Source organism: Streptomyces sp. APSN-46.1 (assembly GCF_022815725.1).
GTDB lineage: Bacteria > Actinomycetota > Actinomycetes > Streptomycetales > Streptomycetaceae > Streptomyces.
Genome location: NZ_JALGRF010000017.1, coordinates 42,516 through 65,444, shown reverse-complemented (window position 1 = coordinate 65,444; position 22,929 = coordinate 42,516). Strand labels below are relative to the sequence as shown.

The 22,929-nt window shown below is 72.1% G+C and carries 20 protein-coding genes; 11 read left to right on the top strand and 9 right to left on the bottom strand.

The features are described from left to right. Positions 1 to 7 precede the first annotated feature (7 nt). From MTF65_RS29165 to MTF65_RS29130, 8 genes are all read left to right on the top strand, one after another. A complete protein-coding gene (locus MTF65_RS29165; RefSeq protein ID WP_243631986.1) occupies positions 8 to 2,077 on the top strand; it encodes a protein meaA in 2,070 nt (689 codons plus the stop codon). Further along, complete coding sequence (locus MTF65_RS29160) at positions 2,074 to 3,048, top strand: CoA ester lyase (protein ID WP_243631985.1); 975 nt, start codon at positions 2,074 to 2,076, stop codon at positions 3,046 to 3,048. The genes MTF65_RS29165 and MTF65_RS29160 overlap by 4 nt, the downstream gene beginning before the upstream one ends. A gap of 5 nt (positions 3,049 to 3,053) precedes the next feature. Beyond that, positions 3,054 to 3,566 carry a MaoC family dehydratase gene (locus MTF65_RS29155; protein ID WP_030155134.1) on the top strand — a complete coding sequence of 171 codons (513 nt, stop codon included), beginning with the start codon at positions 3,054 to 3,056 and terminating at the stop codon, positions 3,564 to 3,566. A gap of 2 nt (positions 3,567 to 3,568) precedes the next feature. After that, positions 3,569 to 4,774, top strand: coding sequence for an acyl-CoA dehydrogenase family protein (locus tag MTF65_RS29150; RefSeq protein WP_214938775.1), 1,206 nt, complete (start codon positions 3,569 to 3,571; stop codon positions 4,772 to 4,774). A gap of 186 nt (positions 4,775 to 4,960) precedes the next feature. Continuing rightward, positions 4,961 to 5,617 carry a phosphatidylserine decarboxylase gene (locus MTF65_RS29145; protein ID WP_008737909.1) on the top strand — a complete coding sequence of 219 codons (657 nt, stop codon included), beginning with the start codon at positions 4,961 to 4,963 and terminating at the stop codon, positions 5,615 to 5,617. Beyond that, positions 5,604 to 6,464, top strand: coding sequence for a CDP-diacylglycerol--serine O-phosphatidyltransferase (gene pssA, locus MTF65_RS29140; protein ID WP_308407236.1), 861 nt, complete (start codon positions 5,604 to 5,606; stop codon positions 6,462 to 6,464). The genes MTF65_RS29145 and pssA overlap by 14 nt, the downstream gene beginning before the upstream one ends. A 244-nt stretch (positions 6,465 to 6,708) precedes the next feature. Continuing rightward, entirely contained in the window at positions 6,709 to 8,199 is a 1,491-nt protein-coding gene (locus tag MTF65_RS29135; RefSeq protein WP_243631984.1) for an AlkA N-terminal domain-containing protein, read from the top strand. Positions 8,200 to 8,213: 14 nt separating this feature from the next. Further along, a complete protein-coding gene (locus tag MTF65_RS29130) occupies positions 8,214 to 8,711 on the top strand; it encodes a methylated-DNA--[protein]-cysteine S-methyltransferase (RefSeq protein ID WP_243631983.1) in 498 nt (165 codons plus the stop codon). A gap of 28 nt (positions 8,712 to 8,739) precedes the next feature. Here MTF65_RS29130 and MTF65_RS29125 read toward each other — a convergent pair whose 3' ends face one another. Both MTF65_RS29125 and MTF65_RS29120 read right to left on the bottom strand, forming a co-directional pair. Then, positions 8,740 to 9,168 (bottom strand): hypothetical protein, encoded by a 429-nt coding sequence (locus MTF65_RS29125; RefSeq protein ID WP_243631982.1) that lies wholly within the window; start codon positions 9,166 to 9,168, stop codon positions 8,740 to 8,742. Positions 9,169 to 9,215: 47 nt separating this feature from the next. Then, on the bottom strand, positions 9,216 to 9,716 hold the full coding sequence (locus tag MTF65_RS29120) for an NUDIX hydrolase (RefSeq protein ID WP_243631981.1): 501 nt from the start codon (positions 9,714 to 9,716) through the stop codon (positions 9,216 to 9,218). Between the two features lie 232 nt (positions 9,717 to 9,948). Here MTF65_RS29120 and MTF65_RS29115 point away from each other — a divergent pair, with 232 nt between their 5' ends. Together MTF65_RS29115 and MTF65_RS29110 are read left to right on the top strand one after the other, a co-directional pair. After that, positions 9,949 to 11,097 carry a glycerate kinase gene (locus MTF65_RS29115; protein WP_243631980.1) on the top strand — a complete coding sequence of 383 codons (1,149 nt, stop codon included), beginning with the start codon at positions 9,949 to 9,951 and terminating at the stop codon, positions 11,095 to 11,097. A gap of 203 nt (positions 11,098 to 11,300) precedes the next feature. Next, a complete protein-coding gene (locus tag MTF65_RS29110) occupies positions 11,301 to 14,102 on the top strand; it encodes a SpoIIE family protein phosphatase (RefSeq protein WP_374207322.1) in 2,802 nt (933 codons plus the stop codon). Positions 14,103 to 14,130: 28 nt separating this feature from the next. Here MTF65_RS29110 and MTF65_RS29105 read toward each other — a convergent pair whose 3' ends face one another. After that, positions 14,131 to 16,209 (bottom strand): SpoIIE family protein phosphatase, encoded by a 2,079-nt coding sequence (locus tag MTF65_RS29105; RefSeq protein ID WP_243631979.1) that lies wholly within the window; start codon positions 16,207 to 16,209, stop codon positions 14,131 to 14,133. A 151-nt stretch (positions 16,210 to 16,360) separates the two neighbouring features. Here MTF65_RS29105 and MTF65_RS29100 point away from each other — a divergent pair, with 151 nt between their 5' ends. Further along, positions 16,361 to 16,882, top strand: a complete 522-nt coding sequence (locus tag MTF65_RS29100) for an O-acetyl-ADP-ribose deacetylase (RefSeq protein ID WP_243631978.1) — start codon at positions 16,361 to 16,363, stop codon at positions 16,880 to 16,882. A gap of 9 nt (positions 16,883 to 16,891) precedes the next feature. Here the strand turns inward: MTF65_RS29100 and MTF65_RS29095 are convergent, their stop codons facing one another. The 6 genes from MTF65_RS29095 to MTF65_RS29070 form a co-directional block, all read right to left on the bottom strand. Further along, positions 16,892 to 17,278: a VOC family protein gene (locus MTF65_RS29095; RefSeq protein ID WP_243631977.1), complete on the bottom strand. Its 387-nt coding sequence runs from the start codon at positions 17,276 to 17,278 to the stop codon at positions 16,892 to 16,894. Positions 17,279 to 17,379: 101 nt separating this feature from the next. After that, the gene (locus MTF65_RS29090) at positions 17,380 to 18,795 is read right to left on the bottom strand and encodes an NAD(P)/FAD-dependent oxidoreductase (protein ID WP_243631976.1); all 1,416 of its coding nucleotides are present in this window, start codon (positions 18,793 to 18,795) and stop codon (positions 17,380 to 17,382) included. Between the two features lie 134 nt (positions 18,796 to 18,929). Then, a complete protein-coding gene (locus tag MTF65_RS29085; RefSeq protein ID WP_243631975.1) occupies positions 18,930 to 19,754 on the bottom strand; it encodes an inositol monophosphatase family protein in 825 nt (274 codons plus the stop codon). A gap of 145 nt (positions 19,755 to 19,899) precedes the next feature. After that, on the bottom strand, positions 19,900 to 20,739 hold the full coding sequence (locus tag MTF65_RS29080) for an ABC transporter ATP-binding protein (RefSeq protein WP_243631974.1): 840 nt from the start codon (positions 20,737 to 20,739) through the stop codon (positions 19,900 to 19,902). Position 20,740: 1 nt separating this feature from the next. After that, a complete protein-coding gene (locus tag MTF65_RS29075) occupies positions 20,741 to 21,841 on the bottom strand; it encodes an iron chelate uptake ABC transporter family permease subunit (protein WP_243631973.1) in 1,101 nt (366 codons plus the stop codon). Then, positions 21,838 to 22,896: a FecCD family ABC transporter permease gene (locus MTF65_RS29070; RefSeq protein ID WP_374207324.1), complete on the bottom strand. Its 1,059-nt coding sequence runs from the start codon at positions 22,894 to 22,896 to the stop codon at positions 21,838 to 21,840. Before MTF65_RS29070 ends, MTF65_RS29075 begins: the two co-directional genes overlap by 4 nt. Between the last annotated feature and the right edge of the window lie 33 nt (positions 22,897 to 22,929).

Below are 22,929 nucleotides of genomic sequence, written 5' to 3'. Positions count from 1 at the left end.
GCCTGAGATGACAGAGCGCCAGAAAGACCGTCCGTGGCTCATGCGGACGTACGCCGGCCACTCCACGGCCGAGGCGTCCAACGAGCTGTACCGCCGCAACCTCGCCAAGGGCCAGACCGGCCTGTCGGTCGCGTTCGACCTCCCGACGCAGACCGGCTACGACCCCGACCACATCCTCGCCCGCGGCGAGGTGGGCCGGGTCGGGGTCCCGGTCTCCCATCTGGGCGACATGCGGCGGCTGTTCCAGGACATCCCCCTGGAGCAGATGAACACCTCGATGACGATCAACGCCACCGCCATGTGGCTGCTGGCGCTCTACCAGGTGGCCGCCGAGGAGCAGGGCGCGGACATCTCGCAGCTCCAGGGCACCACCCAGAACGACATCGTCAAGGAGTACCTCTCGCGCGGGACGCACGTCTTCCCGCCCGGGCCCTCGCTCCGCCTGACGACGGACATGATCGCGTACACGGTCAACCACATCCCGAAGTGGAACCCGATCAACATCTGCTCGTACCACCTCCAGGAGGCCGGGGCCACCCCGGTCCAGGAGATCTCGTACGCGATGTCCACCGCGATCGCCGTCCTGGACTCGGTGCGCGACTCGGGCCAGGTGCCCGAGGAGCGTTTCGGCGAGGTGGTCGCCCGTATCTCCTTCTTCGTGAACGCGGGCGTCCGCTTCGTCGAGGAGATGTGCAAGATGCGCGCCTTCGGCCGCATCTGGGACAAGGTCACCCGTGAGCGCTACGGCATCGAGAACGAGAAGCAGCGCCGCTTCCGCTACGGGGTCCAGGTCAACTCCCTGGGCCTGACCGAGGCGCAGCCGGAGAACAACGTCCAGCGCATCGTCCTGGAGATGCTGGCGGTCACCCTCTCCAAGGACGCCCGCGCCCGCGCGGTGCAGCTGCCGGCCTGGAACGAGGCGCTGGGCCTGCCCCGGCCCTGGGACCAGCAGTGGTCGCTGCGCATCCAGCAGGTCCTCGCGCACGAGAGCGACCTGCTGGAGTACGAGGACATCTTCGCCGGGTCCCACGTCATCGAGGCCAAAGTCGACTCCCTGGTCGCCGACTGCCTGGCCGAGATCGACCGGATCCAGGAGATGGGCGGCGCGATGGCCGCCGTCGAGTCCGGGTACCTGAAGTCCCAGCTGGTCTCCTCGCACGCCGAGCGGCGCGCGCGGATCGAGTCCGGCGAGGACAAGATCGTCGGGGTGAACTGCTTCCAGCAGACCGAGGAGAACCCGCTCACCGCCGACCTGGACGGCGCCATCATGACGGTGGACCCCGCGGTGGAGGCGCTCACCGTCGAACGCATCGGCCGCTGGCGCGCCGAGCGGCAGGAGTCCTCGGACCGGCAGGGGAACGGCGACCCGTTCGTCTTCCCCACCACCCAGCAGGCCCTGGAGCGCCTCAAGGAGGCCGCGGCCGGCACCGAGAACCTGATGGAGGCCACCCTGGAGTGCGCCCGGGCGGGTGTCACCACCGGCGAGTGGTCGAGCGCGCTGCGCGAGGTGTTCGGCGAGTTCCGCGCCCCGACCGGGGTCTCCTCGGCCCCGGTCGCGGTCACCGCCGAGCCCGGTACGCCGATGCACGAGGTCCGCGAGAAGGTGGCCCGTACGGCCGACGAGCTCGGCTCGGGCCGACTGCGCCTGCTGGTCGGCAAGCCCGGCCTGGACGGGCACTCCAACGGCGCCGAGCAGATAGCCGTCCGGGCCCGCGATGCCGGCTTCGAGGTGGTCTACCAGGGCATCCGGCTGACGCCCGAGGAGATCTCCTCCGCGGCGCTGGCCGAGGACGTGCACTGCGTGGGACTGTCCATCCTGTCCGGATCCCACAGCGCACTCGTCCCGGACGTCCTCGAACGCCTGCGCGCGGCGGGGGCGGGTGACATTCCCGTCATCGTCGGAGGCATCATTCCGAACGCGGATGCCGTGACACTGAAGGCGGCCGGTGTGGCCGCCGTCTTCACGCCGAAGGACTTCGGCATCACGGAGATCATCGGCCGTATCGTCGACGAGATCCGCAAAGCCAACAAGCTCGCCCCTCTCGAAATCGTTGCAAGCACGGAGGTCCCCGCATGACCACGCCAGTCCACCCGGTGAACCGTCTTCGCCCGCGTCGCTCCTGCCTCGCGGTGCCGGGTTCGAACCCGCGCTTCCTGGAGAAGGCCCAGGGCCTGCCGGCCGACCAGGTCTTCCTGGACCTGGAGGACGCCTGCGCGCCGCTCGCCAAGGAAGGCGCCCGCCACACCATCGTGGACGCGCTGAACAACGGCGACTGGACGGGCAAGACCCGGGTCGTGCGCGTCAACGACTGGACCACCCACTGGACGTACCGCGATGTCGTCACGGTCGTCGAGGGCGCGGGCCAGAACCTCGACTGCATCATGCTGCCGAAGGTCCAGGACGCCCAGCAGGTCGTGGCGCTCGACCTCCTCCTGACCCAGATCGAGAAGACGATGGGCTTCGAGGTCGGCAAGATCGGCATCGAGGCGCAGATCGAGAACGCCAAGGGCCTGGTGAACGTCGACGAGATCGCCGCCGCCTCGCCCCGGCTGGAGACCATCATCTTCGGCCCGGCCGACTTCATGGCCTCGATCAACATGAAGACGCTGGTCGTGGGCATGCAGCCGCCCGGCTACGGCGCGGACGCCTACCACTACATCCTGATGCGGATCCTGATGGCGGCCCGCATGCACAACCTCCAGGCGATCGACGGCCCCTTCCTCCAGATCCGCGACGTGGACGCGTACCGCGAGGTGGCGGGCCGGGCGGCGGCGCTGGGCTTCGACGGCAAGTGGGTGCTGCACCCGGGCCAGGTGGACGCGGCCAACGAGGTCTTCTCCCCCTCCCAGGAGGACTACGACCACGCCGAGCTGATCCTCGACGCGTACGACTGGTGCACCTCCGAGGCCGGCGGCAAGAAGGGCTCGGCGATGCTCGGCGACGAGATGATCGACGAGGCCAGCCGCAAGATGGCCCTGGTCGTCGCGGGCAAGGGCCGCGCCGCCGGCATGCAGCGCACGAGCAAGTTCGAAATCCCGGAGGCCTGATCCCCATGCAGTTCGGACGCACGTACGAAGAGTTCGAGGTCGGGGCGGTCTACAAGCACTGGCCCGGGAAGACGGTCACCGAGTACGACGACCACCTCTTCTGTCTGCTGACCATGAACCACCACCCGCTCCACATGGACAGCAACTACGCGGAGAACACGACCGACTTCGGCAAGAACGTGGTCGTGGGCAACTACATCTACTCCCTGCTGCTGGGCATGTCGGTGCCGGACGTCTCCGGGAAGGCCATCGCCAACCTGGAGATCGAGTCCCTGCGGCACGTGGCGCCGACCTTCCACGGCGACACCATCTACGGCGAGACCACCGTCCTCGACAAGACACCGTCGAAGTCGAAGAACGACCGCGGCATCGTCTACGTGGAGACCAAGGGCTACAAGCAGGACGGCACCCTCGTCTGCGTCTTCCGGCGCAAGGTGATGGTCCCGACCGAGACGTACATCAAGGAGCGCGGCGGCGAGCAGCCCGGCCGCCCGCAGCTGAAGGAACAGGGGAAGTAGCCATGGCCCGACTCGCCCAGACCGCCGGGCTCAACGACGTCCAGCGGGAGATCCTCAAGACCGTCCGGGAGTTCGTCGACAAGGAGATCATCCCGGTCGCCACCGAGCTGGAGCACCGCGACGAGTACCCGCAGCAGATCGTCGACGGCCTCAAGGAGCTCGGCCTCTTCGGCCTGATGATCCCGGAGGAGTACGGGGGCCTGGGCGAGTCGCTCCTCACCTACGCCCTGTGCGTCGAGGAGATAGCGCGTGGCTGGATGTCCGTCTCGGGCATCATCAACACGCACTTCATCGTGGCGTACATGCTCAAGCAGCACGGTACCCAGGAGCAGAAGGACTACTTCCTTCCGCGGATGGCCCTGGGCGAGGTGCGCGGCGCGTTCTCGATGTCCGAGCCTGGTCTGGGCTCGGACGTGTCGGCCATCACGTCCAAGGCGGTGAAGGACGGCGACGAGTACGTCCTGAACGGCCAGAAGATGTGGCTCACCAACGGCGGCTCGTCCACCCTGGTGGCGGTCCTCGTCCGGAGTGACGAAGGACACCCCGAGGGCACCGCGCCCCACAAGTCGATGACGACCTTCCTGATCGAGAAGGAGCCGGGCTTCGGTGAGGTCCGTCCGGGCCTGACCATCCCCGGCAAGATCGACAAGATGGGCTACAAGGGCGTCGACACGACCGAGCTCATCATGGACGGACTGCGCATTCCGGCCAATCGCGTGCTGGGCGGCCAGACGGGCCGAGGGTTTTACCAAATGATGGACGGGGTCGAGGTCGGCCGCGTCAACGTGGCGGCGCGTGGCTGCGGCGTCGCTCAGCGTGCGTTCGAACTGGGCGTCTCTTATGCCCAGCAACGTCACACTTTCGGCAAGGCGATCGCCGAGCACCAGGCCATCCAGTTCAAGCTGGCCGAGATGGCTACCAAGGTCGAAGCCGCCCATGCGATGATGGTGAACGCAGCACGCAAAAAGGACTCCGGGGAACGAAACGACCTCGAAGCAGGGATGGCGAAGTACCTCGCCTCCGAGTACTGCAAGGAGGTAGTGGAGGACGCCTTCCGTATCCACGGTGGATACGGATTCTCGAAGGAGTACGAGATCGAGCGCCTCTACCGGGAGGCCCCGATGCTGTTGATCGGTGAAGGTACCGCCGAGATTCAGAAAATGATCATCGGGCGACGCCTGCTCGAGGAGTACCGACTCCAGGGCTGAATGTTCCTTTTGCGACGAATCTTCATGAGATTCGTCGCAAAAGTGTCACACCCAGTCACTGGCCAACGGGCATCGACTCGGCTTCTGGCTTGCCCAGTTGTTGCGTGCAACCGATAGCATTCCGGTAAAGCCGCCGTCCCGTCCCCCCGTTTGCGGCGCGGCAATCACCCGCTACGAAGGTCATCCATGCCCCACAGCCAAACCTCTGCACCTCGCGTCGGCTTCCTCAACGGACGTCTCGCACGCGGAGCATCGCCGTGGCTTCTGCCGACCGTCGCCACCGCGGCGCTCAGCCTCACCCGGGCTCGCAAGTCCGGACGCTGGGCCGCGGCGGCCGTGCCCGCCACCGCTCTCGCGGCGGGCATGCTGTGGTTCTTCCGCGACCCCGAGCGTGAGATCACCCAGGGCCGTGTCATCTCGCCCGCCGACGGCGTGGTGCAGAGCATCATGCCGTGGAAGGACGGGCGCACCCGCGTCGCGATCTTCATGAGCCCGCTGAACGTCCACGTCAACCGCGCGCCCCTCGCGGGCACGGTGACGTCCGTGGAGCACATCCCCGGCGGGTTCGTCCCGGCGTTCAACAAGGAGAGCGAGAACAACGAGCGCGTTGTCTGGCACTTCGACACCGAGCTCGGCGACATCGAGATGGTGCAGATCGCCGGCGCCGTCGCGCGGCGCATCGTCCCCTACCTGCCGGCCGGCACCAAGGTGGAGCAGGGCGAACGCATCGGTCTGATCCGCTTCGGCTCCCGCGTCGACATCTACCTCCCCGAGGGTGTCGAGGTCGCGGTCGAGGTCGGACAGGCCACCACCGCGGGGGTGACCCGAATTGACCGTGACTGACCCTGAGACTCCCGCTGCGGGCTGGGTGCCCGAGCACGCCGAGGAGGACTCCGCCGAGGACGACATGCCGCTGTCGCTGCGGCTGTCGATAGCGGACACCCTCACGCTCGGCAACGCGACCTGCGGATTCATGGCGGTGTACTTCACCACCACCGGAATCCTCATTCCGCACCTCACCGGCAGCGGCGAGTCGGGCATGGCCCGGCACAGCGCTGCGACCGCGGTGATACTGATGCTGCTCGCGGCGGTCTTCGACCTCTTCGACGGGATCGTGGCCCGCAAGCTGCGCAGCTCACCCATGGGCGCGGAGCTGGACAACCTGTCCGACCTGATCAGCTTCGGGCTGGCGCCGGCGTACTTCGTGCTGGTCTACGGCATGGTCGCCGACGACGCGCACCAGAAGATGTCGGCGCTGGCGGCGATCGTGGTGCTGCTGGCGGTGGTGCTGAGGCTCGCGAGATTCAGCTGCGTGACGATGAAGGACGGCATGTTCCAGGGCATGCCGAGCCCCTTCGGCGCGCTGACGGTCGTCTCGATCGTGCTGCTGGAGCTGAAGTTCATCCCGACCCTGCTGGCCATCATCGGCGTGGCCTGGCTGATGGTGAGCCGGGTCGAGTACCCGAAGCCGCGGGGGGTCCTCGCGGTGGCGATGCTGAGCTGGATCGTCGGGGCGATGGGCCTGCTGGCCGCGTGGGCGTTCGACGCGCCGGGTGGTCAGCTGCTGCTCCAGACGGGCTGCGCGCTGCAGATCGCTCTGGCGGCGACGATCCCGCTGTTCGCGACGACCCGTCGCGCGAACACGTTCCGCCACAACCGCCGCGAGGCGCGGGCCGCGACGCCGCGCTAGCCGTACGGGAGAGGGCCCCTGGACGCCGTTGGCGTCCAGGGGCCCTCTCGTCGTTTCCCGAGGTCCCGAGGCCGGCCTCCTGGGGGCGCCGTCGCGCAAAGCGTGCCCGGCCTGCGCCCGGGGCTTCCCGGGGCTCCGCCCCGTACCCCGCGCCTCAAACGCCGGCGAGGCTGGATTCGGCTGTGGCACGCTTGATGTCGGAAAACCGCCAGCCCCGACATCCACCTCCCGGGATCCTGGAGCCATGTACACCGACACCGATCGCTGCGTACGGGCCGTGCAGTCGAAGGACGCCCGCTTCGACGGCTGGTTCTTCACCGCCGTCCGGACCACAGGGATCTACTGCCGGCCCAGCTGCCCCGCGGTGCCGCCCAAGGTCGAGAACATCAGCTTCCTGCCCAGCGCCGCCGCCTGCCAGCAGGCAGGGTTCCGGGCCTGCAAGCGGTGCCGGCCCGACACCTCCCCCGGGTCCCCCGAGTGGAACGCCCGCGCCGACGCCGTCGCCCGCGCCATGCGGCTCATCCAGGACGGCGTCGTGGACCGGGAAGGCGTGCCGGGGCTCGCCGCGCGGCTGGGGTACTCGACCCGGCAGGTCGAGCGGCAGCTGAACGCCGAGCTCGGTGCCGGGCCCCTCGCCCTCGCCCGGGCCCAGCGCGCCCAGACCGCCCGGCTGCTCATCGAGACCTCCGAGCTCCCCATGGGCGACGTCGCCTTCGCCGCCGGGTTCTCCTCCATCCGCACCTTCAACGACACGGTCCGCGAGGTCTTCGCCCTGGCCCCCGGCGAGCTGCGCCAACGCGCCGGGAAGGCCGGGAAGGCCGTGCGGCGCACGCCGGAGGTGCCCGGGACCCTCAGCCTGCGCCTGCCGTACCGGGCCCCGCTCAACCCCGACAACCTCTTCGGGCACCTCGCCGCGACCGCCGTCCCCGGCGTCGAGGAGTGGCGGGCCGGGGCCTACCGCCGGACGCTGAGGCTCCCGTACGGCACCGGGGTGGTCTCGCTGACCCCGCGGCCCGACCACATCGGCTGCCGGCTGGCCCTGACCGATCTGCGCGACCTCACCATCGCCATCAGCCGCTGCCGCTGGATGCTCGACCTCGACGCCGATCCGGAGGCCGTGGACGAGCAGCTGCGCTCCGACCCCCTGCTGGCCCCGCTCGTGGACAAGGCTCCTGGGCGCCGGGTGCCCCGTACGGTGGACGCGGCGGAGTTCGCCGTCCGCGCGGTCCTCGGCCAGCAGGTGTCCACCGCGGCGGCCCGCACCCACGCGGCCCGGCTGGTCACCGCCCACGGCGAGCCCGTGACGGACCCGGACCCCGAGGGCGGGCTGACCCGCCTGTTCCCCTCGCCGCAGGCGCTCGCCGCGCTGGACCCGGAGGCCCTGGCCCTGCCGCGCAGCCGCCGCGCCACGCTGACCACCCTGGTCTCCGCACTGGCCGACGGTTCGCTGCCGCTCGGCATCGACAGCGACTGGGAGGACGCCCGCGCGCGGCTGAACGCCCTGCCCGGCTTCGGGCCGTGGACCACCGAGGTCATCGCCATGCGCGCGCTCGGCGATCCGGACGCCTTCCCGCCGGCCGATCTGGGCGTCCGGAAGGCCGCGAAGGAGCTCGGGCTGCCCTCCACCCCGGCCGCGCTGACGGCCCGGGCGGCCGGCTGGCAGCCCTGGCGCGCGTACGCCGTCCAGTACCTGTGGGCCACCGACGGCCACCCCATCAACCACATGCCCGTCTGAGGAGTACGACCGTCATGGAAAACAAGCAGCACACCATCGTCGAAAGCCCCTACGGCCCGCTCACCCTGGTCGCCTCCGACGGCGTCCTCAGCGGCCTCTACATGACCGGCCAGCGCCACCGTCCGGCGGAGGAGTCCTTCGGCGATCGGGTCGCGGCCACCGAGGAGCCGTTCCCGGAAGTGGTCCGGCAGTTGACCGCGTACTTCGCCGGCGAGCTCACCGAGTTCACCGTCCCCGTCCGGCTGGAGGGCACCGCCTTCCAGCGCAGTGTCTGGGAGCAGCTCGTCCGCATCCCGTACGGCGAGACCTGGTCGTACGGGGAGCTCGCGGCCAAGCTCGGCAAGCCGAACGCCTCGCGCGCGGTCGGCCTGGCCAACGGGAAGAACCCGGTCGGCATCATCGTCCCGTGCCACCGCGTGATCGGCGCCTCGGGCGGCATGACCGGCTACGGCGGCGGGATCGACCGCAAGGTACGGCTGCTGACCTTCGAGTCCGAGGGCCGGGGCGTCTAAGGGCCGGTGGGGCGAGCGGAGAAGTCCGTCAGACCACCATCAGCGGGATCAGCAGGGCGAAGGCCGCGCCGGCCTCGACCGCGTAGCCGTAGAGCGAGGGGTGCTGGACGGGCGCGGCGAGCAGGACCAGGCTCTGCTGCGCGGCGGCCGCCTTCACCCAGTCCTCGTCGGCTCCGAGGTTGCCCTCGTACCAGCCTTCGCAGGAGCCGGGGCCGGTGACGGCGAGGAAGTCGTCCTCGCGGCGGTAGAGGGCCCGCCAGGCGGGGGCGGGCACGGACCAGCCGTCGAAATCGGTGAACTGGGCCCAGCCGCCCTCGCGTATGGCGGTGTCGAAGAGCCAGACCGGCGTGCCCTCCGGGGTGACCTCACCGCCGGCCTGCTCCTCGGTGGTGAAGTGGACCATGGGCAGGGCGTCGGGCCCGTCGGCGGTGCTGGGCCAGGCGTACATGGTGATCATGTGCTGATTCTGTCCTGCTCTCGATGTGTGCCGTGCGGCCGGTCGTCCTACGAGGCCGCCGGGCGCCGGCCGTTCTCCAGTTCGGCGGTGCCCTCGCCCGACGTCAGGATCCGGTACGCCTCTTCGGCGCGCAGGCCGAGCGCCCCCGGCAGGTAGGAGGTGAGTTCGGCGGGCTCGACCAGCCGCCAGGAGATCAGCTCCTCGTCCTGGAGCCTGATCGAGGCGAGCTGCGCCTCGTCCAGTACGCCGCCGTCGTAGACGTACGCGACGATCGGCGGGCGGGCGCTGCCGAGCACCCAGTCGACGGCGAGCAGCCGGCCGAGCGGGAGGTCGATGCCGATCTCCTCGGCACTCTCGCGGCGGGCCGCCGTACGGGGGGATTCGCCCTCGTCCGACTCGATCGTGCCGCCCGGGAGGGCCCAGCCCTCACGGTAGTTCGGCTCGACGAGCAGCACCCGGCCCTCGGCGTCGCGGTAGAGGGCGGCGGCTCCGGCCAGCACCCGGGGCAGGCTCGCGATGTACGTGGCGTAGTCATCCGTGGTGGTCACTCGGCAACCCTACCCAGACGCCCCGTACGGTCCACGTTCGGTGACGGCGTCACCGACCATCGCCGTCATCCAGCGATTCCGTGCTCATATGGCCACACTATGCAGGTGTTTATCCGCATTTAGGGTGATGACGCGCGGGGTGTGGCCCAGGCCACGCATGGGCATAGGAGGATCCTCCGGATAGGCTCATGGCGGGCGCGACTGCACTGTTCGATAGCAAGGGATTAGCAAGGTGACGGACGGAGCAGTAACTGAGACCGCGCGCGTGCTCATCGCCGCGGACAAATTCAAGGGCTCGCTCACGGCCGTTCAGGTCGCGGAGCGGGTGACGGCCGGCCTTCGCAAGGCCGTACCGGGCGTGGAGATCGAGACCCTCCCCGTCGCGGACGGCGGCGACGGTACGGTCGCGGCCGCCGTGGCGGCCGGGTTCGAACGCAGGGAGGTACGGGTCACCGGGCCGCTCGGCGACCAGGTCACGGCCGCCTTCGCGCTGCGCGACGGCACGGCCGTGGTCGAGATGGCCGAGGCCTCCGGGCTTCAGCTGCTGCCGGCGGGTGTCTTCGCCCCGCTGACGGCGACCACGTACGGCTCCGGCGAGCTGCTGAAGGCCGCGCTGGACGCGGGCGCGCGCACGATCGTCTTCGGTGTGGGCGGCAGCGCCACCACGGACGGCGGTGCGGGCATGCTGGCCGCGCTCGGTGCGGTGTTCCTGGACGCGAACGGCGAACCGGTCGGCCCGGGCGGCGGTGCGCTGGCCGAGCTGGCGTCGGCGGACCTGTCCGGGATCGACCCGCGCTTCGCGGAGGTGGACTTCGTCCTGGCGAGCGACGTGGACAACCCGCTGACGGGCCCGAAGGGCGCGCCGGCGGTCTACGGGCCGCAGAAGGGGGCCTCGCCGCAGGACGTGGCGACGCTGGACGCGGCGCTGGCGCACTTCGCGGCGGTGCTAGAGAAGTCGATCGGCGCGAAGGCGGCCGAGCTGGCCGCCGCTCCGGGTGCGGGCGGTGCGGGCGGCATCGGCTACGGCGCGCTGATCCTGGGGGCGAGCTTCCGTCCCGGCATCGAGCTGATGCTCGACGTTCTCGGCTTCGCGCCGGCCCTGGAGCGGGCGACGCTGGTCATCACCGGTGAGGGCTCGCTGGACGAGCAGACCCTGCACGGCAAGGCCCCGGCCGGTGTCGCGGCCGCGGCTCGCGCCGCGGGCAAGGACGTCGTGGCGGTCTGCGGCCGTCTGCTGCTCCAGCCGGAGGCGCTCCAGGCCGCTGGTATCCGCCGGGCCTATGCGCTGACGGAGATCGAGCCGGACCCGGCGAAGTGCATCGCCAACGCGGGACCGCTGCTGGAGCGGGTCGCGGCCACCATCGCCGCCGACGTGCTCTAAGCGGCCTGGCACCCCCTGGGCCCGGCCTCCTGGCGTTCGCCGGGGGGCCGGGCCCGCGTCATTCCCACGCGGACCGCCGCTTGGTACCGCCGCCCGGTACCGCCACCACGCATCGCCACCACGGCCGCCTGCCGTCACCGGGGCGAACCAGGCCTGATCAGTACGTCATCCCCTAACCTGCCCGACAGTGTTAGAAATGGCTCATGACAGGACGTTTTGGCCGAACCAGGGGATCGCCGGAATCACCGCCCCACCAGTCGGCCGGGCAGCGAGCGATCCTGCCCGCGCGCCTGTCCAGGGGGCTGCGCAGTGTCGCCGGCCAGGTGTTCGCCCTCCAGGCCGTGATGGTGCTCGTCCTGATCGCCGCGGCCACCTTGGCCCTCGTGTATCAGGCGCGCACCGACAGCCAGCGCGACGCCCGCAACCGCTCGCTCGCCGCAGCCGAGGCCTTCGCGCACGCCCCGGGTCTGCCGGAGGCGCTGAAGACGAGCAACCCGACGGCCGAACTCCAGCCGCTCGCCGACGCCGCCCGCCAGGCCTCCGGCGTCGATTTCATCGCCGTCATGACGACCGACGGGATCCGCTACACCGACTCCCGGCCCGAGCTGATCGGCAAGCGCGCCACCGGCGACCTGTCCCGAGCCGTGCGCGGGGTGTCCTTCACCGAGGTCTTCATGGGCACGCCGAGCGACGCGGTCCGCGCCGTGGTCCCGGTGCGGAACGCGAGCGGCGACGTCGTCGGCCTGGTCGCCACCGGCATCGAGGTCGCGAACGTCTCCGATGTGGTCGAGAACCAGCTCCCGCTGCTGCTCGGCGCCGCGGCCGGCACGCTGCTGCTCGGCACCGCCGGCGCCGCGCTGGTGAGCCGGCGGCTGCGGCGCCAGACCCGGGGTCTGGGCGAGGCCGAGATGACCCGGATGAACGAGCACCACGAGGCGGTTCTGCACGCCGTGCGCGAGGGCGTCATCATCATCGACTCCGACCGCCGGATCCTGCTGGTCAACGACGAGGGACGGCGGCTGCTGGACCTGCCGCCCGACGCCGAGGGGCGGCACGTCAGCGAGCTGGGCCTCGACCCGCGCACCGCCGCGCTGCTGGCGTCCGGCCGGGTCGCGACGGACGAGGTCCACCTGGCGGGCGACCGGCTGCTGGCCGTGAACGTACGCCCCACCAAGCCGTACGCCGGCATGCACTCGGGCAGCGTCATGACCCTGCGCGACACCACCGAGCTCGCCGCGCTCTCCGGCCGCGCCGAGGTGGCCCGGGGCCGGCTCCAGCTGCTGTACGAGGCCGGGGTGAGCATCGGGACGACGCTGGACGTGGTGCGCACCGCCGAGGAGCTTTCGGAGGTCGCGGTTCCGCGTTTCGCCGACTTCGTCACGGTGGAGCTGCTGGAGCCGGTGCTGCACGGCGAGGAGCCCTCCGCCTCAGGTGTGTACACGGAGATGCGCCGCACCGCCATGAGCGGGATCCGCCCCGACCAGCCGCTCCAGCCGGTCGGGGACATCATCCGGTTCGTCGTGCCGACGGCCCCGATGGCGGCGGCGCTGAACGCCGGGCGGGCGGTGCTCGCGGCCGATCTGAACCAGGCCTTCGGCTGGCGGGCCCAGGACCACGAGGGAACGCGGGTCGCCCTGGATTACGGGCTGCACTCACTGATCTCCGTACCGCTGCAGGCGCGCGGCGTGGTGCTCGGCATGGCCAACTTCTGGCGGGCCGACACGCCGGAGGCCTTCGACGAGGAGGACATGTCGTTCGCGGAGGAGCTGGGGGCGCGGGCCGCCGTCTCCATCGACAACGCCCGCCGCTACACGCGGGAGCACGCCACCGCCGTGACGCTCCAGCGCAGCCTGCTGCCGCGCGTGCTGCCCGACCTGAGCGCCGTGGACGTCGCCTTCCGGTACCTGCCGGCGAAGGCCGGAGTGGGCGGGGACTGGTTCGACGTGATCCCGCTGACGGGCGCCCGGGTGGCGCTGGTCGTGGGGGACGTCGTCGGCCACGGGGTGCACGCGGCGGCGACGATGGGCCGACTGCGCACCGCGGTGCACAACTTCTCCACGCTGGATCTGCCGCCGGACGAGCTGCTGGGCCACCTGGACGAGCTGATCCACCGGATCGACCAGAACGAGAGCGGCTCCGACGAGGAGGAGGGCGGCGGCGGCGGCGAGCAGGCCGGCATCACCGGCGCCACCTGCCTGTACGCCGTCTACGACCCGGTCACCGGGCGCTGCACGCTGTCGAGCGCGGGGCATCCCGGGCCGGCCCTGGTCCACCAGGACGGGCGGGTGGAGTTCCCCGAGCTGCCCGCCGGGCTGCCGCTGGGGGTGGGCGGGATGCCCTTCGAGACGGCCGCGCTGACGCTGCCGGAGGGGAGCAGGCTCGTCCTGTTCACCGACGGGCTGCTGGAGGACCGCGCCCGGGACTTCGACACCGGGCTGGCGGTGCTGAAGGAGACGCTGTCGCAGCCCGGCCGCAGCCCCGACCAGGCGTGCTCGGACGTACTGGCGGCGCTGCTGTCCCCGGCGCCGAGCGATGACATCGCGCTGCTGATCGCCGACACCCGGCGGCTGGAGCCGGACCGGATCGCGGAGTGGGAGGTGCCCTCCGACCCGGCGGCCGTCGCGCGGCTGCGCAACGCGGGCTCGGCGCAGCTCGCCGCCTGGGGGCTGGAGGGCATCGCCTTCACCACGGAACTCATCCTGAGCGAGCTCATCACGAACGCGATCCGGTACGGATCGGAGCCCCTACGGGTGCGCCTGCTGCGCGACCGGAGCCTGATCTGCGAGGTCTCCGACGGCAGCAGCACCTCCCCGCACCTGCGGTACGCGGCCACGACCGACGAGGGCGGGCGCGGCCTGTTCCTCGTCGCCCAGTACGCGGAGCGCTGGGGCACCCGGTACACGGAGCGCGGCAAGGTCATCTGGGCCGAGGTGGCGCTGACCGGGGGCACCGAACCGGTGGCCGGCGTGCTGGACCTGGACGCGCTGGAGGATCTGGCCTGGTAGCCGTCCCGCGCGCCTCGGCCGCCCCCGCTCAGGACGCCCGGGCCGCCACCGTGCGTGCCAGCAGCACCGCGACGTCGTCCTGCGGGGCGTCGGGCAGCAGCCGCGCCAGGATGCCGTCGCACAGGGCCTCCAGCGGCTGCCCGGCCTGCCGCAGCGCCTGCGCGAGCCTGCCCATGCCCTCGTCGAGGTCCCGGTCGCGGGCCTCGATCAGCCCGTCGGTGTACAGCACGAGCATGCTTCCGGGCGGCAGCCGTACCTCCTCGGTGCGGAAGTCCCTCCCGCCCGTGCCGAACGGGGTGCCGGGCGGGCCGTCGAGGAAGGTGACCGCGCCGTCGGCCGTGACCACGGCGGGCGGCGGATGGCCGGCCCGGGCGATGACGCAGCTGCCGGAGACCGGGTCGTGGACGGCGTAGACGCAGGTCGCCATCTCGTCCTCCCCCAGGTCCGCCACCACGGCGTCGAGGGAGCTGAGCATCCGCGCCGGCGGCACACCGTGGCGGGCCAGCGTCCGTACCGCCGTGCGGAGCTGGCCCATGACGGCCGCCGCGTGGATCCCGTGGCCCATGACGTCCCCGATGACCAGGCCGGTCCGGCCGCCGGGCAGCCGGATGACGTCGAACCAGTCGCCGCCGACGTCGTGGTCGCTGGCGGGCAGGTAGCGGCCGGTCAGTTCGAGGCCGTTGACCTGGGGCAGGGCGCTGTTGGTGAGGCTGCGCTGGAGGGTGAGGGCCGCCGCCCGCTGGGTGGTGAACATCCGGGCGTTGTCGATGTTGAGCGCCGCGCGGGCCACCAGCTCGTCGATGAGCACGCAGTCCTGCTCGTCGAAGGGTTCCCGCTCGCGCAGCCGGGTCACGGCGACCGCGCCGAGCACCCGGCCGCGCGCGACGAGCGGGACCATGCGGGCCGATCCGAGGGTGGCGAGGTAGGTACGGAGCGCCTCCGCGCGCGGGTCGGTGATCAGCGCCGGGATGTCGGACGTGTACAGGTTCATGGGCCGGCCCTCGGCGATGACCCGCTCGTACACGCTGCCCACCGGGAGGTGGAAGGTCTGTCCGGCGGTCAGCTTCTTGGTCGGCGCCGAGGGGTCGGGGAACACGGCCGCGAGCCGGCGCAGCACGCCCCGGCTGGAGCCCGACGCGGCCGCGACGGTGTCGTCGGGGTCGAGCACCGACTCCAGCAGCTGTACGTCGGCCGAGTCCGCGAGCTGCGGGACCAGTACGTCCGCGATCTCCTCGGCGGTCTGCCGCAGGTCCAGGGTGGTCCCGATCCGGGTGCCCGCCTCCGCCAGCAGGGCGAACCGCCGCTGGGCCCGCTCGGCCTCGGCCTGGGCCCGCTGGCCCTCGGTGATGTCGATGAGGGAGGCGATCAGGCCGAGCCGCCGCCCGGCGCCGTCGAGCAGCGGGGCGTACGAGCAGGACCAGGTCCGGTCGTGGTCGGGGTCGGCCGGGGTCCGGCCGGTGCGGCGGACGTCGACGACGGCGGTGCCCCGGTCCAGGACCTGCCGCATCGTCGCCTCCAGGGCGGCGGCGTTGACACCGGGGACCACTTCGGTGAGGCGTTTGCCGATGTGTTCGGCGGCGGAGACGCCGTTCATGCGGGCGAGCGCGTCGTTCACCCGCAGGAAGCGGAGGTCCGGGCCGAGGGTGGCGAGGCCGATGGGCGACTGGGTGAACAGGCTCTGGAGGGCGGCGAGGGAATCGCGCATGTGGAGGACGGCGGAGGTCTCCACGGCGACGAGCAGGGCTCCCGTGCGCCCCTGCGGGTCCGCGGCGGGGACGATCCACATCTCCATCGGCACGCGGTGGCCGTCGCGGTGGCGCACGGGCAGGGTGCCGATCACGGTCTCCCCGGCCTGGACGCGCCGGGTCAGCTGGTCGGCCAGCTCGCGGTTGGCGTCGGGGACGAGTACGGCGGAGCCGGGGCGGCCGAGGATGTCCTCGGGCCGGTGGCCCAGGAGGTCCTGGGCGGCCAGCGACCACTCGACGATGCGCCCGTCGGCGTCCTCCCGCCACAGGGCGATGGGGAGCAGCTCGCGGAGCACGCCCGCGTACCCGACAGCCGCTGCCGGCTGGTCCGGGACCTCGCTCGTCGACTGGTAAGTGTCCAACGCACCGACCTCACCCCGGGGGGCCTGTTTCCTAACGATTCACCCTAGCCGAGGCATCAGCACCCGGCGCTGCGTCGGAACTACCCTGGGCGATGCCGCCGAAGGCGGTCCGACGGCGATCCGACGGCGTCCGCGAATCCGAGAGGCCCCCATGACCACGCAGCCCCGCATCACCCTCGTCCTGGGCGACATCACCGGCGAGCCGGCGGACGCGGTGGTCAACGCCGCGAACTCCTCGCTGCTCGGCGGCGGGGGCGTGGACGGGGCCATCCACCGCAAGGGCGGGCCGGAGATCCTGGCGGCCTGCCGCACGCTGCGCGCCTCCCACTACGGCAAGGGCCTGCCGACGGGCCGGGCGGTCGCCACCACGGCGGGCCGCCTCCCGGCGCGGTGGGTGATCCACACGGTGGGACCGGTCTGGTCCCGGGACGAGGACCGCTCGGAGCTGCTCGCCTCCTGCTACCGCGAGTCCCTCCGGGTGGCCGACGAGCTGGGCGCCCGTACGGTGGCGTTCCCGGCCATCTCCACGGGCGTGTACGGCTGGCCGATGGACGACGGCGCCCGCATCGCGGTGGAAACGGTCCGCGCGACGGCCACGGACGTGGAGGAGGTCCGCTTCGTCCTCTTCGACGAGAAGGCGTACGGGGCGTTCGCGGAGCAGGTGGGCCCGTAGGCCCGTGGGCTACTTCGCCTGGTCCTCCTGGAGCACCGACAGGATGTTGCCCGCCGGGTCCTTGAACCACGCGATGGCGGGTCCGGGCGGGTTCTCCCGTGCGATGCCCTTGGCGTCCTGGCCGAATCCCTCGTACTGCTCGAACGTGACCCCGCGCGCGGCGAGGCCGTCGACGGCCGCGTCGATGTCGTCCACGGGGAAGTTCAGGACGGTGAAGGTCGCCGGCTCGTGGTTGTCCTTGGGGTACAGCAGCACGTTGGTGTCCCCGCCGAGGTGCAGGTAGAGCATTCCCTCGTCGTCGGACACCCGTAGCCCGAGCGTCTGGCCGTAGAACTCCTTCGCTCTCTCGATGCTGTCCACCGAGTAACCACTGAATGCCTTGCTGTCTCCCAGCATGGTGGGCCGCCTTCCGTTCCTCTCGGTTCGCCCCCCGGTCGGATCGTCCGCATCGTCTCTCATCGTCCCTCCGCGGCCGCGCGGGCGCCTTCGGGCGCCCGCTACCGCTCGCGCAGGTGCCGCCACACCGCCTTCGCGGCGTTGTGGCCCGACATGCCGTGGACGCCCGGGCCCGGCGGGGTCGCCGAGGAGCAGAGGAACACCGCCGGATGGGCGGTCGTGTACGGGGACAGGCTGAGCTTCGGGCGCAGCAGCAGCTGGAGGCCCGAGGCGGCGCCGCAGGCGATGTCCCCGCCGATGTAGTTGGGGTTGCGGGCGGCCAGCTCGGGCGGGCCGGCGGTGGCCCGGGCGAGCACCAGGTCGCGGAAGCCGGGGGCGAAGCGCTCCAGTTGCCGCTCGACGGCGTCGGTGAGGTCGCCGTCCCAGCCGGCCGGGACGTGTCCGTACGCCCAGAACACATGCTTGCCCTCGGGTGCCCGGCCGGGGTCCACCAGGCTGGGCTGCGCGGTGATGAGGAAGGGGTTGCGCGGAACGCGCCCGCCCGAAGCCAGTTGCAGGGCGGCGTCGATGTCGCGGCTGCGCGGGCCGATCTGGACGGTGCCGGCCCGGCGCGGTTCCTCGGCGGTCCAGGGCACCGGCCCGGACAGCGCGTAGTCGATCTTGAACACTCCGGCTCCGTACCGGTAGCCGTCGTACGCGCGGCCCAGCCGGGCGATCCGGGCGAGCGCGGTCGGCGAGGTGTCGAAGACGTACGCCCGGGCCGGCGGGAGGTCGTCGAGGCGCTTGACCTCGAAACCCGTGTGGACGGTCCCGCCGAGGTCGCGCAGGTACCCGGTGAGGGCGTCCGAGACGGACTGCGAGCCGCCGCGCGGCATCGGCCACCCGTTCGCGTGCGCGGCGAGCGCGAAGACCAGCCCGACCGCGCCGGTGGCGATCCCGCTCAGCGGGGCGATGACGTGGGCGACGAGGCCGGCGAACAGCGCCCGCGCCCGGTCGTCGTGGAAGCGGCGCAGCAGCCAGGTGGAGGGCGGCAGTCCGGTGAGTCCGAAGCGGGCGAGCGTGACAGGGTCCCGGGGCAGCGCGGTGGACGGCAGCGACATGAAGTCCCGTGCCAGGGTGTCCCACTTGCCCAGGAACGGCGCCACCAGCCGACGGTACGCGCCCGCGTCGCGCGGCCCGAAGGAGGCGGCCGTCTCCGCGACGGAACGGGAGAGCACGGCGGCGGTGCCGTCGTCGAAGGGGTGCGCCATGGGCAGCGGCGGGTGCAGCCACTCCAGCCCGTACCGCTTCAGCGGCATCGTGGCGAAGACGGGCGAGCCCGCGCCGAGGGGGTGCACGGCCGAGCAGGGGTCGTGCCGGAAGCCGGGGAGGGTGAGTTCCTCGGTCCGGGCCCCGCCGCCGACGGTCTCGGCCGCCTCGAAGACGGCCACCGAGAAGCCGCGCCGGGCCAGTTCGACGGCGGCCGTCAGCCCGTTGGGCCCCGCCCCCACCACGACCGCATCGAGAATCGTCGGCACTTGCGACTCCTTCGTCCGGCAGCGGCAGCATCATGTCCAGGATATGGGCCCACCCCCGGTCCCCGGGGGGCGGTGAGGCCCGTCGGGGCGATCTTCGCAGGCCCGCTGATCCACGAAGACCGCCCGGACGGGGCCTACGCGCCGCGCAGCAGTTCGCGGATCCGTACGGCCGTGGCCTCGTCCCGGCCCACGGCGAACGGCAGCTCGTTGTCCCGGTCCACCCGGAAGGGGACCCCGCCGACGGTGCTGTGCGCGCCGCCCGCCTCGCCGACCAGCAGCAGCCCGGCCGCGTGGTCCCAGGCCGAGGGCCAGGTGAAGGCCAGCCCGTCCATCTCGCCCCGCGCCACCTTCAGGTACTCCAGGCCGGCCGAGCCACATGGCCGCGCCGCGATGCCGGGCACGTCCAGGCGGGCCAGGGTCCGCTTGTCGTGGTCGCTGGTGTAGAGCGGGTGCGCAATCGCCACGCGCAGCTCGGCGCCCGGCTCCGGCGAACCGCTGTGGATCCGCTCGCCGTTGACGTACGCGCCCTGCCCGCGCACGGCGGTGGCCACCTCATCGAGCGCCGGGGCGAAGGTCCAGGAGGCGAGGATCTCCCCGCGCCGCGCCAGCGCCACCAGGGTGCAGAAATTCGGGTCCCCGGCGACGAACTGCCGGGTGCCGTCCACGGGGTCCACGATCCATACGGGGGCGTCCGCGCGCAGCGCCCCGTACACCGTCGGGTCCGCGTGCACGGCCTCCTCGCCGACCACCGCCGAGCCGGGCAGCAGCCGGGTGAGCGCGGCGGTGAGGTGCTCCTCCGCCCTGCGGTCGGCGACGGTCACCAGATCGTGCGGGCCGGTCTTCTCGTCCACCTCGTGCTGGGCGAGCTGCCGGAATCTCGGCATGATCTCGACCGCCGCCGCCTTGCGGACGGCCTCTTCGACGGCGGACAGGTCACGGGCCAGAAATTTATCGATCATGCCACCCAGCAAAGCACGACCCGCCGTCGAACCACACCGCCGATCCCGGTCGGCCCGCCGGACACCGGATGGACTCCCGGTGAACGCGCCCGCCCGCCGAGCCGGAAACGGGCGGTGCGCGGCCCGGTCCCGCCGGGCACGGCTGTCAGGCGATTTCGGCGCGGCGGCCGCCCATCGGGATGACCAGGGGCGTGCCGGCCACCGGGCATTCGATGACTGCCGCTCGGAGGCCGAAGACCTCGTGGACCAGGTCCGGTGTGACGATCTCGGACGGCGGGCCGGCGGCGATCACCCGGCCGTCGCGCATGGCGATGAGGTGGCCGGCGTAGCGGCAGGCGAGGTTGAGCTCGTGCAGGACCATGACCACGGTGCGGCCCTCGGTACGGTTGAGGTCCGCGACGAGTTCGAGGACGTCGACCTGGTGGGCGAGGTCGAGGTAGGTCGTCGGTTCGTCCAGCAGCAGGGCCGGCGTGTGCTGGGCCAGTGCCATGGCGATCCACACGCGTTGGCGCTGACCGCCCGACAGTTCGTCGATAGAGCGGGTCGCCAGCTCCGCCGAACCGGTCGCCTCCAGCGCGGCGTCCACCGCGGCTTCGTCGGAGGAGGACCACTGGCGCCACCACCGCTGGTGCGGGGTACGGCCGCGGGCCACGAGGTCGCGTACGGAGATGCCGTCCGGCGCGCTGGGGGTCTGCGGGAGCAGGGCGAGCCGCAGGGCGAACTCCCGTGCGGACAGGGCCGCGATGTCCTCGCCGTCCAGGTGGACGGCGCCGCCGGCCGGCTTGAGCAGCCGGGCCAGGGCCCGCAGGGCGGTGGACTTGCCGCAGGCGTTCGGGCCGACCAGCGCGGTCACCTGCCCGGCGGGGATGGTGAGGTCGAGGTCCTCGGAGACGATCCGGTCGCCGTAGCCCAGGCGCAGGCCGGTCCCGTGGATCGCGGTGGACGAGATGCCGGTGGGCTGGGTCTCGGTCAGCGGGGCGGTCATGTCAGCCTCCCTTTCCGGCCCGGTTGGTACGGGCGAGGAGTAGCAGCAGGTACGGAGCGCCCACGGCGCCGGTGAGCACGCCGACGGGCAGTTCGGTCGGCGCGAGCACGAGCCGCGCGGCCAGGTCGGCGAGGATGAGCAGCACCGCTCCGGTCAGCGCGCTGGTGACCAGCGGGATGCCGGCGCTGCCGGTGATCCGCCGCGCGATCTGCGGGGCGCCCAGGGCGATGAAGGAGATCGGCCCGGCCGCCGAGGTCGCCAGCGCGGTGAGGCACGTGGCGAGGACCAGCAGCGCGATCCGCGCGTGCCGCAGCGGGATGCCCAGGCTCCGCGCGGTGTCGTCGTCGTACTGGAGCAGCTGGTACGGGCGGGCCAGCGCCAGGGTCAGCGGCAGGAGCACGGCCAGCGCCAGCCCGGCCCACTGGACGTGTTCGTAGCCGCGCCCGTTGAGGCTGCCGGTCAGCCACACCATGGCGCGGGACGCCTGGTCGATGTCGGCGCGGGCCAGCATCCAGCGGGTCAGCGCGATCAGGGCGCCGTTCGCGGCGAGACCGACGAGGACGAAGCGGTAGCCGGTGACGGTGCCGTCGCGGTACGCCAGCAGGTAGATGACGGCCGAGGTCAGCAGGGCGCCGGCGAGGGCCCCGAACGGAACCGCACCGAAGGTGCCGGCACCCGCCGCGGTGACCCCGCCGATGAGGATGGCGCTCACCGCGCCGGCCCCGGCGCCGGCCGCGATGCCGATCAGGTCCGGGCTGGCGAGCGGGTTGCGGGTGACGGCCTGGAACACGGCGCCGGCCAGCCCGAACGCGGCTCCCACCAGCAGGGCGGTCAGGGCGCGCGGCAGGCGGAGCTGGTGGACGATCAGGTCGGCGGCGCCGGAGCCCGTGCCCAGTACCGCGCCCAGCACATCGCCGACGGGGATGGCGAACGTGCCCAGCGAGACGGAGGCGATCAGGCCCGCGAACCCGGTCAGGACGAGGGCGAGCACCGTGACCGCGACCCGGGGTCGCACGGCCACGCCGACGGGCCCGGCTTCGATCCTCAGCCGGCGCTCGGTCCTCGGCCTTCGCACCGTCTTCTGACGGCTCATCGTGCTCATCGGGTGTGCTCCTTGAGCTTGCCGCGCTTGACCAGGAGCGCGAGGAACGGCGCGCCGAGCAGCGCGGTCACCACGCCCGCCTCCAGTTCGCCGGGGCGGGCCACCATGCGGCCCACCACGTCGGCCGCGAGCATCAGCGAGGCCCCGCCCAGCGCCGAACAGGGCACCAGCCAGCGGGCGTCGGGCCCGGTGAAGGCCCGTACGACGTGCGGGACGACCAGGCCGACGAACGTCACGGGACCGGCCGCGGCGACGGCCGCGCCGGTCAGCAGGACCACCGCCAGCGCGCCCAGGGCGCGGGTGGACTTGACCGGGGTGCCGAGCGAGCTGGCCACGTCGTCGCCGAGGGCGAGGGCGTTGAGCCGGCCGCTCAGGCCGAGGGCGAGGGCGAGTCCGACGACGACGAACGGGACCAGTTCCATGCCCAGCTGCGCGTCGCGTCCGGCCAGCGAGCCCACCGCCCAGAAGCGGTACTGGTCCAGGGTGCTCACGTCGAGCAGGATCAGGGTGTTGGTGCCGGCGTCGAGCAGTACGGTCACGGCCGCGCCGGCCAGGGCGAGTTTGGCGGGGGTGGCGCCGCCGTAGCCGGTGCCGCCGACGGCGTAGGCGATGAGCCCGGCCAACGCCCCGCCGAGGAAGGCGAACCAGATGTACTGGTACGAACTCGTCAGCCCCAGCATGCCGATGCTCGCGGCGACCGCGAACGAGCCGCCCGCGCTGATGCCGATCAGACCGGGGTCGCCGAGCGGATTGCGGGTGATGTCCTGGGCCACGGCGCCCGCGGCGCCCAGCGCGAGGCCGACGAGCAGCCCCAGGAAGGTGCGGGGCATGCGCAGTTCGCGGACCACGACGGCGTCGCCGTCGTCACTGCCGGCTATCGCGGCGAGCACGTCGGAGAGCGGCACGGCCTTGGTGCCGATCGCGAGCGAGGCGCAGACCATGGCGGCCAGCGTGGCGAACAGGGCCGTGAGGACGAAGGTCCGGGAGAGAACGCGTCGGGGTGGCGGAACGGTTGGGGCGGGGACCGCGGTGGCGTCGGCGGTGACGGGCTTCAGAGACACTCACACAAGGTAAGGGATGCCTAACCG

What these genes read in the sequence shown, in the direction of transcription:
- MTF65_RS29100 (WP_243631978.1), top strand. Translation starts at nt 16,361, where the DNA reads ATGACCACGCAGCCCCGCATCACCCTCGTCCTGGGCGACATCACCGGC.
- MTF65_RS29085 (WP_243631975.1), bottom strand. Translation starts at nt 19,754, where the DNA reads ATGATCGATAAATTTCTGGCCCGTGACCTGTCCGCCGTCGAAGAGGCC.
- MTF65_RS29155 (WP_030155134.1), top strand. Translation starts at nt 3,054, where the DNA reads ATGCAGTTCGGACGCACGTACGAAGAGTTCGAGGTCGGGGCGGTCTAC.
- MTF65_RS29150 (WP_214938775.1), top strand. Translation starts at nt 3,569, where the DNA reads ATGGCCCGACTCGCCCAGACCGCCGGGCTCAACGACGTCCAGCGGGAG.
- MTF65_RS29165 (WP_243631986.1), top strand. Translation starts at nt 8, where the DNA reads ATGACAGAGCGCCAGAAAGACCGTCCGTGGCTCATGCGGACGTACGCC.
- MTF65_RS29130 (WP_243631983.1), top strand. Translation starts at nt 8,214, where the DNA reads ATGGAAAACAAGCAGCACACCATCGTCGAAAGCCCCTACGGCCCGCTC.
- MTF65_RS29095 (WP_243631977.1), bottom strand. Translation starts at nt 17,278, where the DNA reads ATGCTGGGAGACAGCAAGGCATTCAGTGGTTACTCGGTGGACAGCATC.
- MTF65_RS29125 (WP_243631982.1), bottom strand. Translation starts at nt 9,168, where the DNA reads ATGATCACCATGTACGCCTGGCCCAGCACCGCCGACGGGCCCGACGCC.
- MTF65_RS29110 (WP_374207322.1), top strand. Translation starts at nt 11,301, where the DNA reads ATGACAGGACGTTTTGGCCGAACCAGGGGATCGCCGGAATCACCGCCC.
- MTF65_RS29160 (WP_243631985.1), top strand. Translation starts at nt 2,074, where the DNA reads ATGACCACGCCAGTCCACCCGGTGAACCGTCTTCGCCCGCGTCGCTCC.
- MTF65_RS29075 (WP_243631973.1), bottom strand. Translation starts at nt 21,841, where the DNA reads ATGAGCACGATGAGCCGTCAGAAGACGGTGCGAAGGCCGAGGACCGAG.
- MTF65_RS29145 (WP_008737909.1), top strand. Translation starts at nt 4,961, where the DNA reads ATGCCCCACAGCCAAACCTCTGCACCTCGCGTCGGCTTCCTCAACGGA.
- MTF65_RS29080 (WP_243631974.1), bottom strand. Translation starts at nt 20,739, where the DNA reads ATGACCGCCCCGCTGACCGAGACCCAGCCCACCGGCATCTCGTCCACC.
- MTF65_RS29135 (WP_243631984.1), top strand. Translation starts at nt 6,709, where the DNA reads ATGTACACCGACACCGATCGCTGCGTACGGGCCGTGCAGTCGAAGGAC.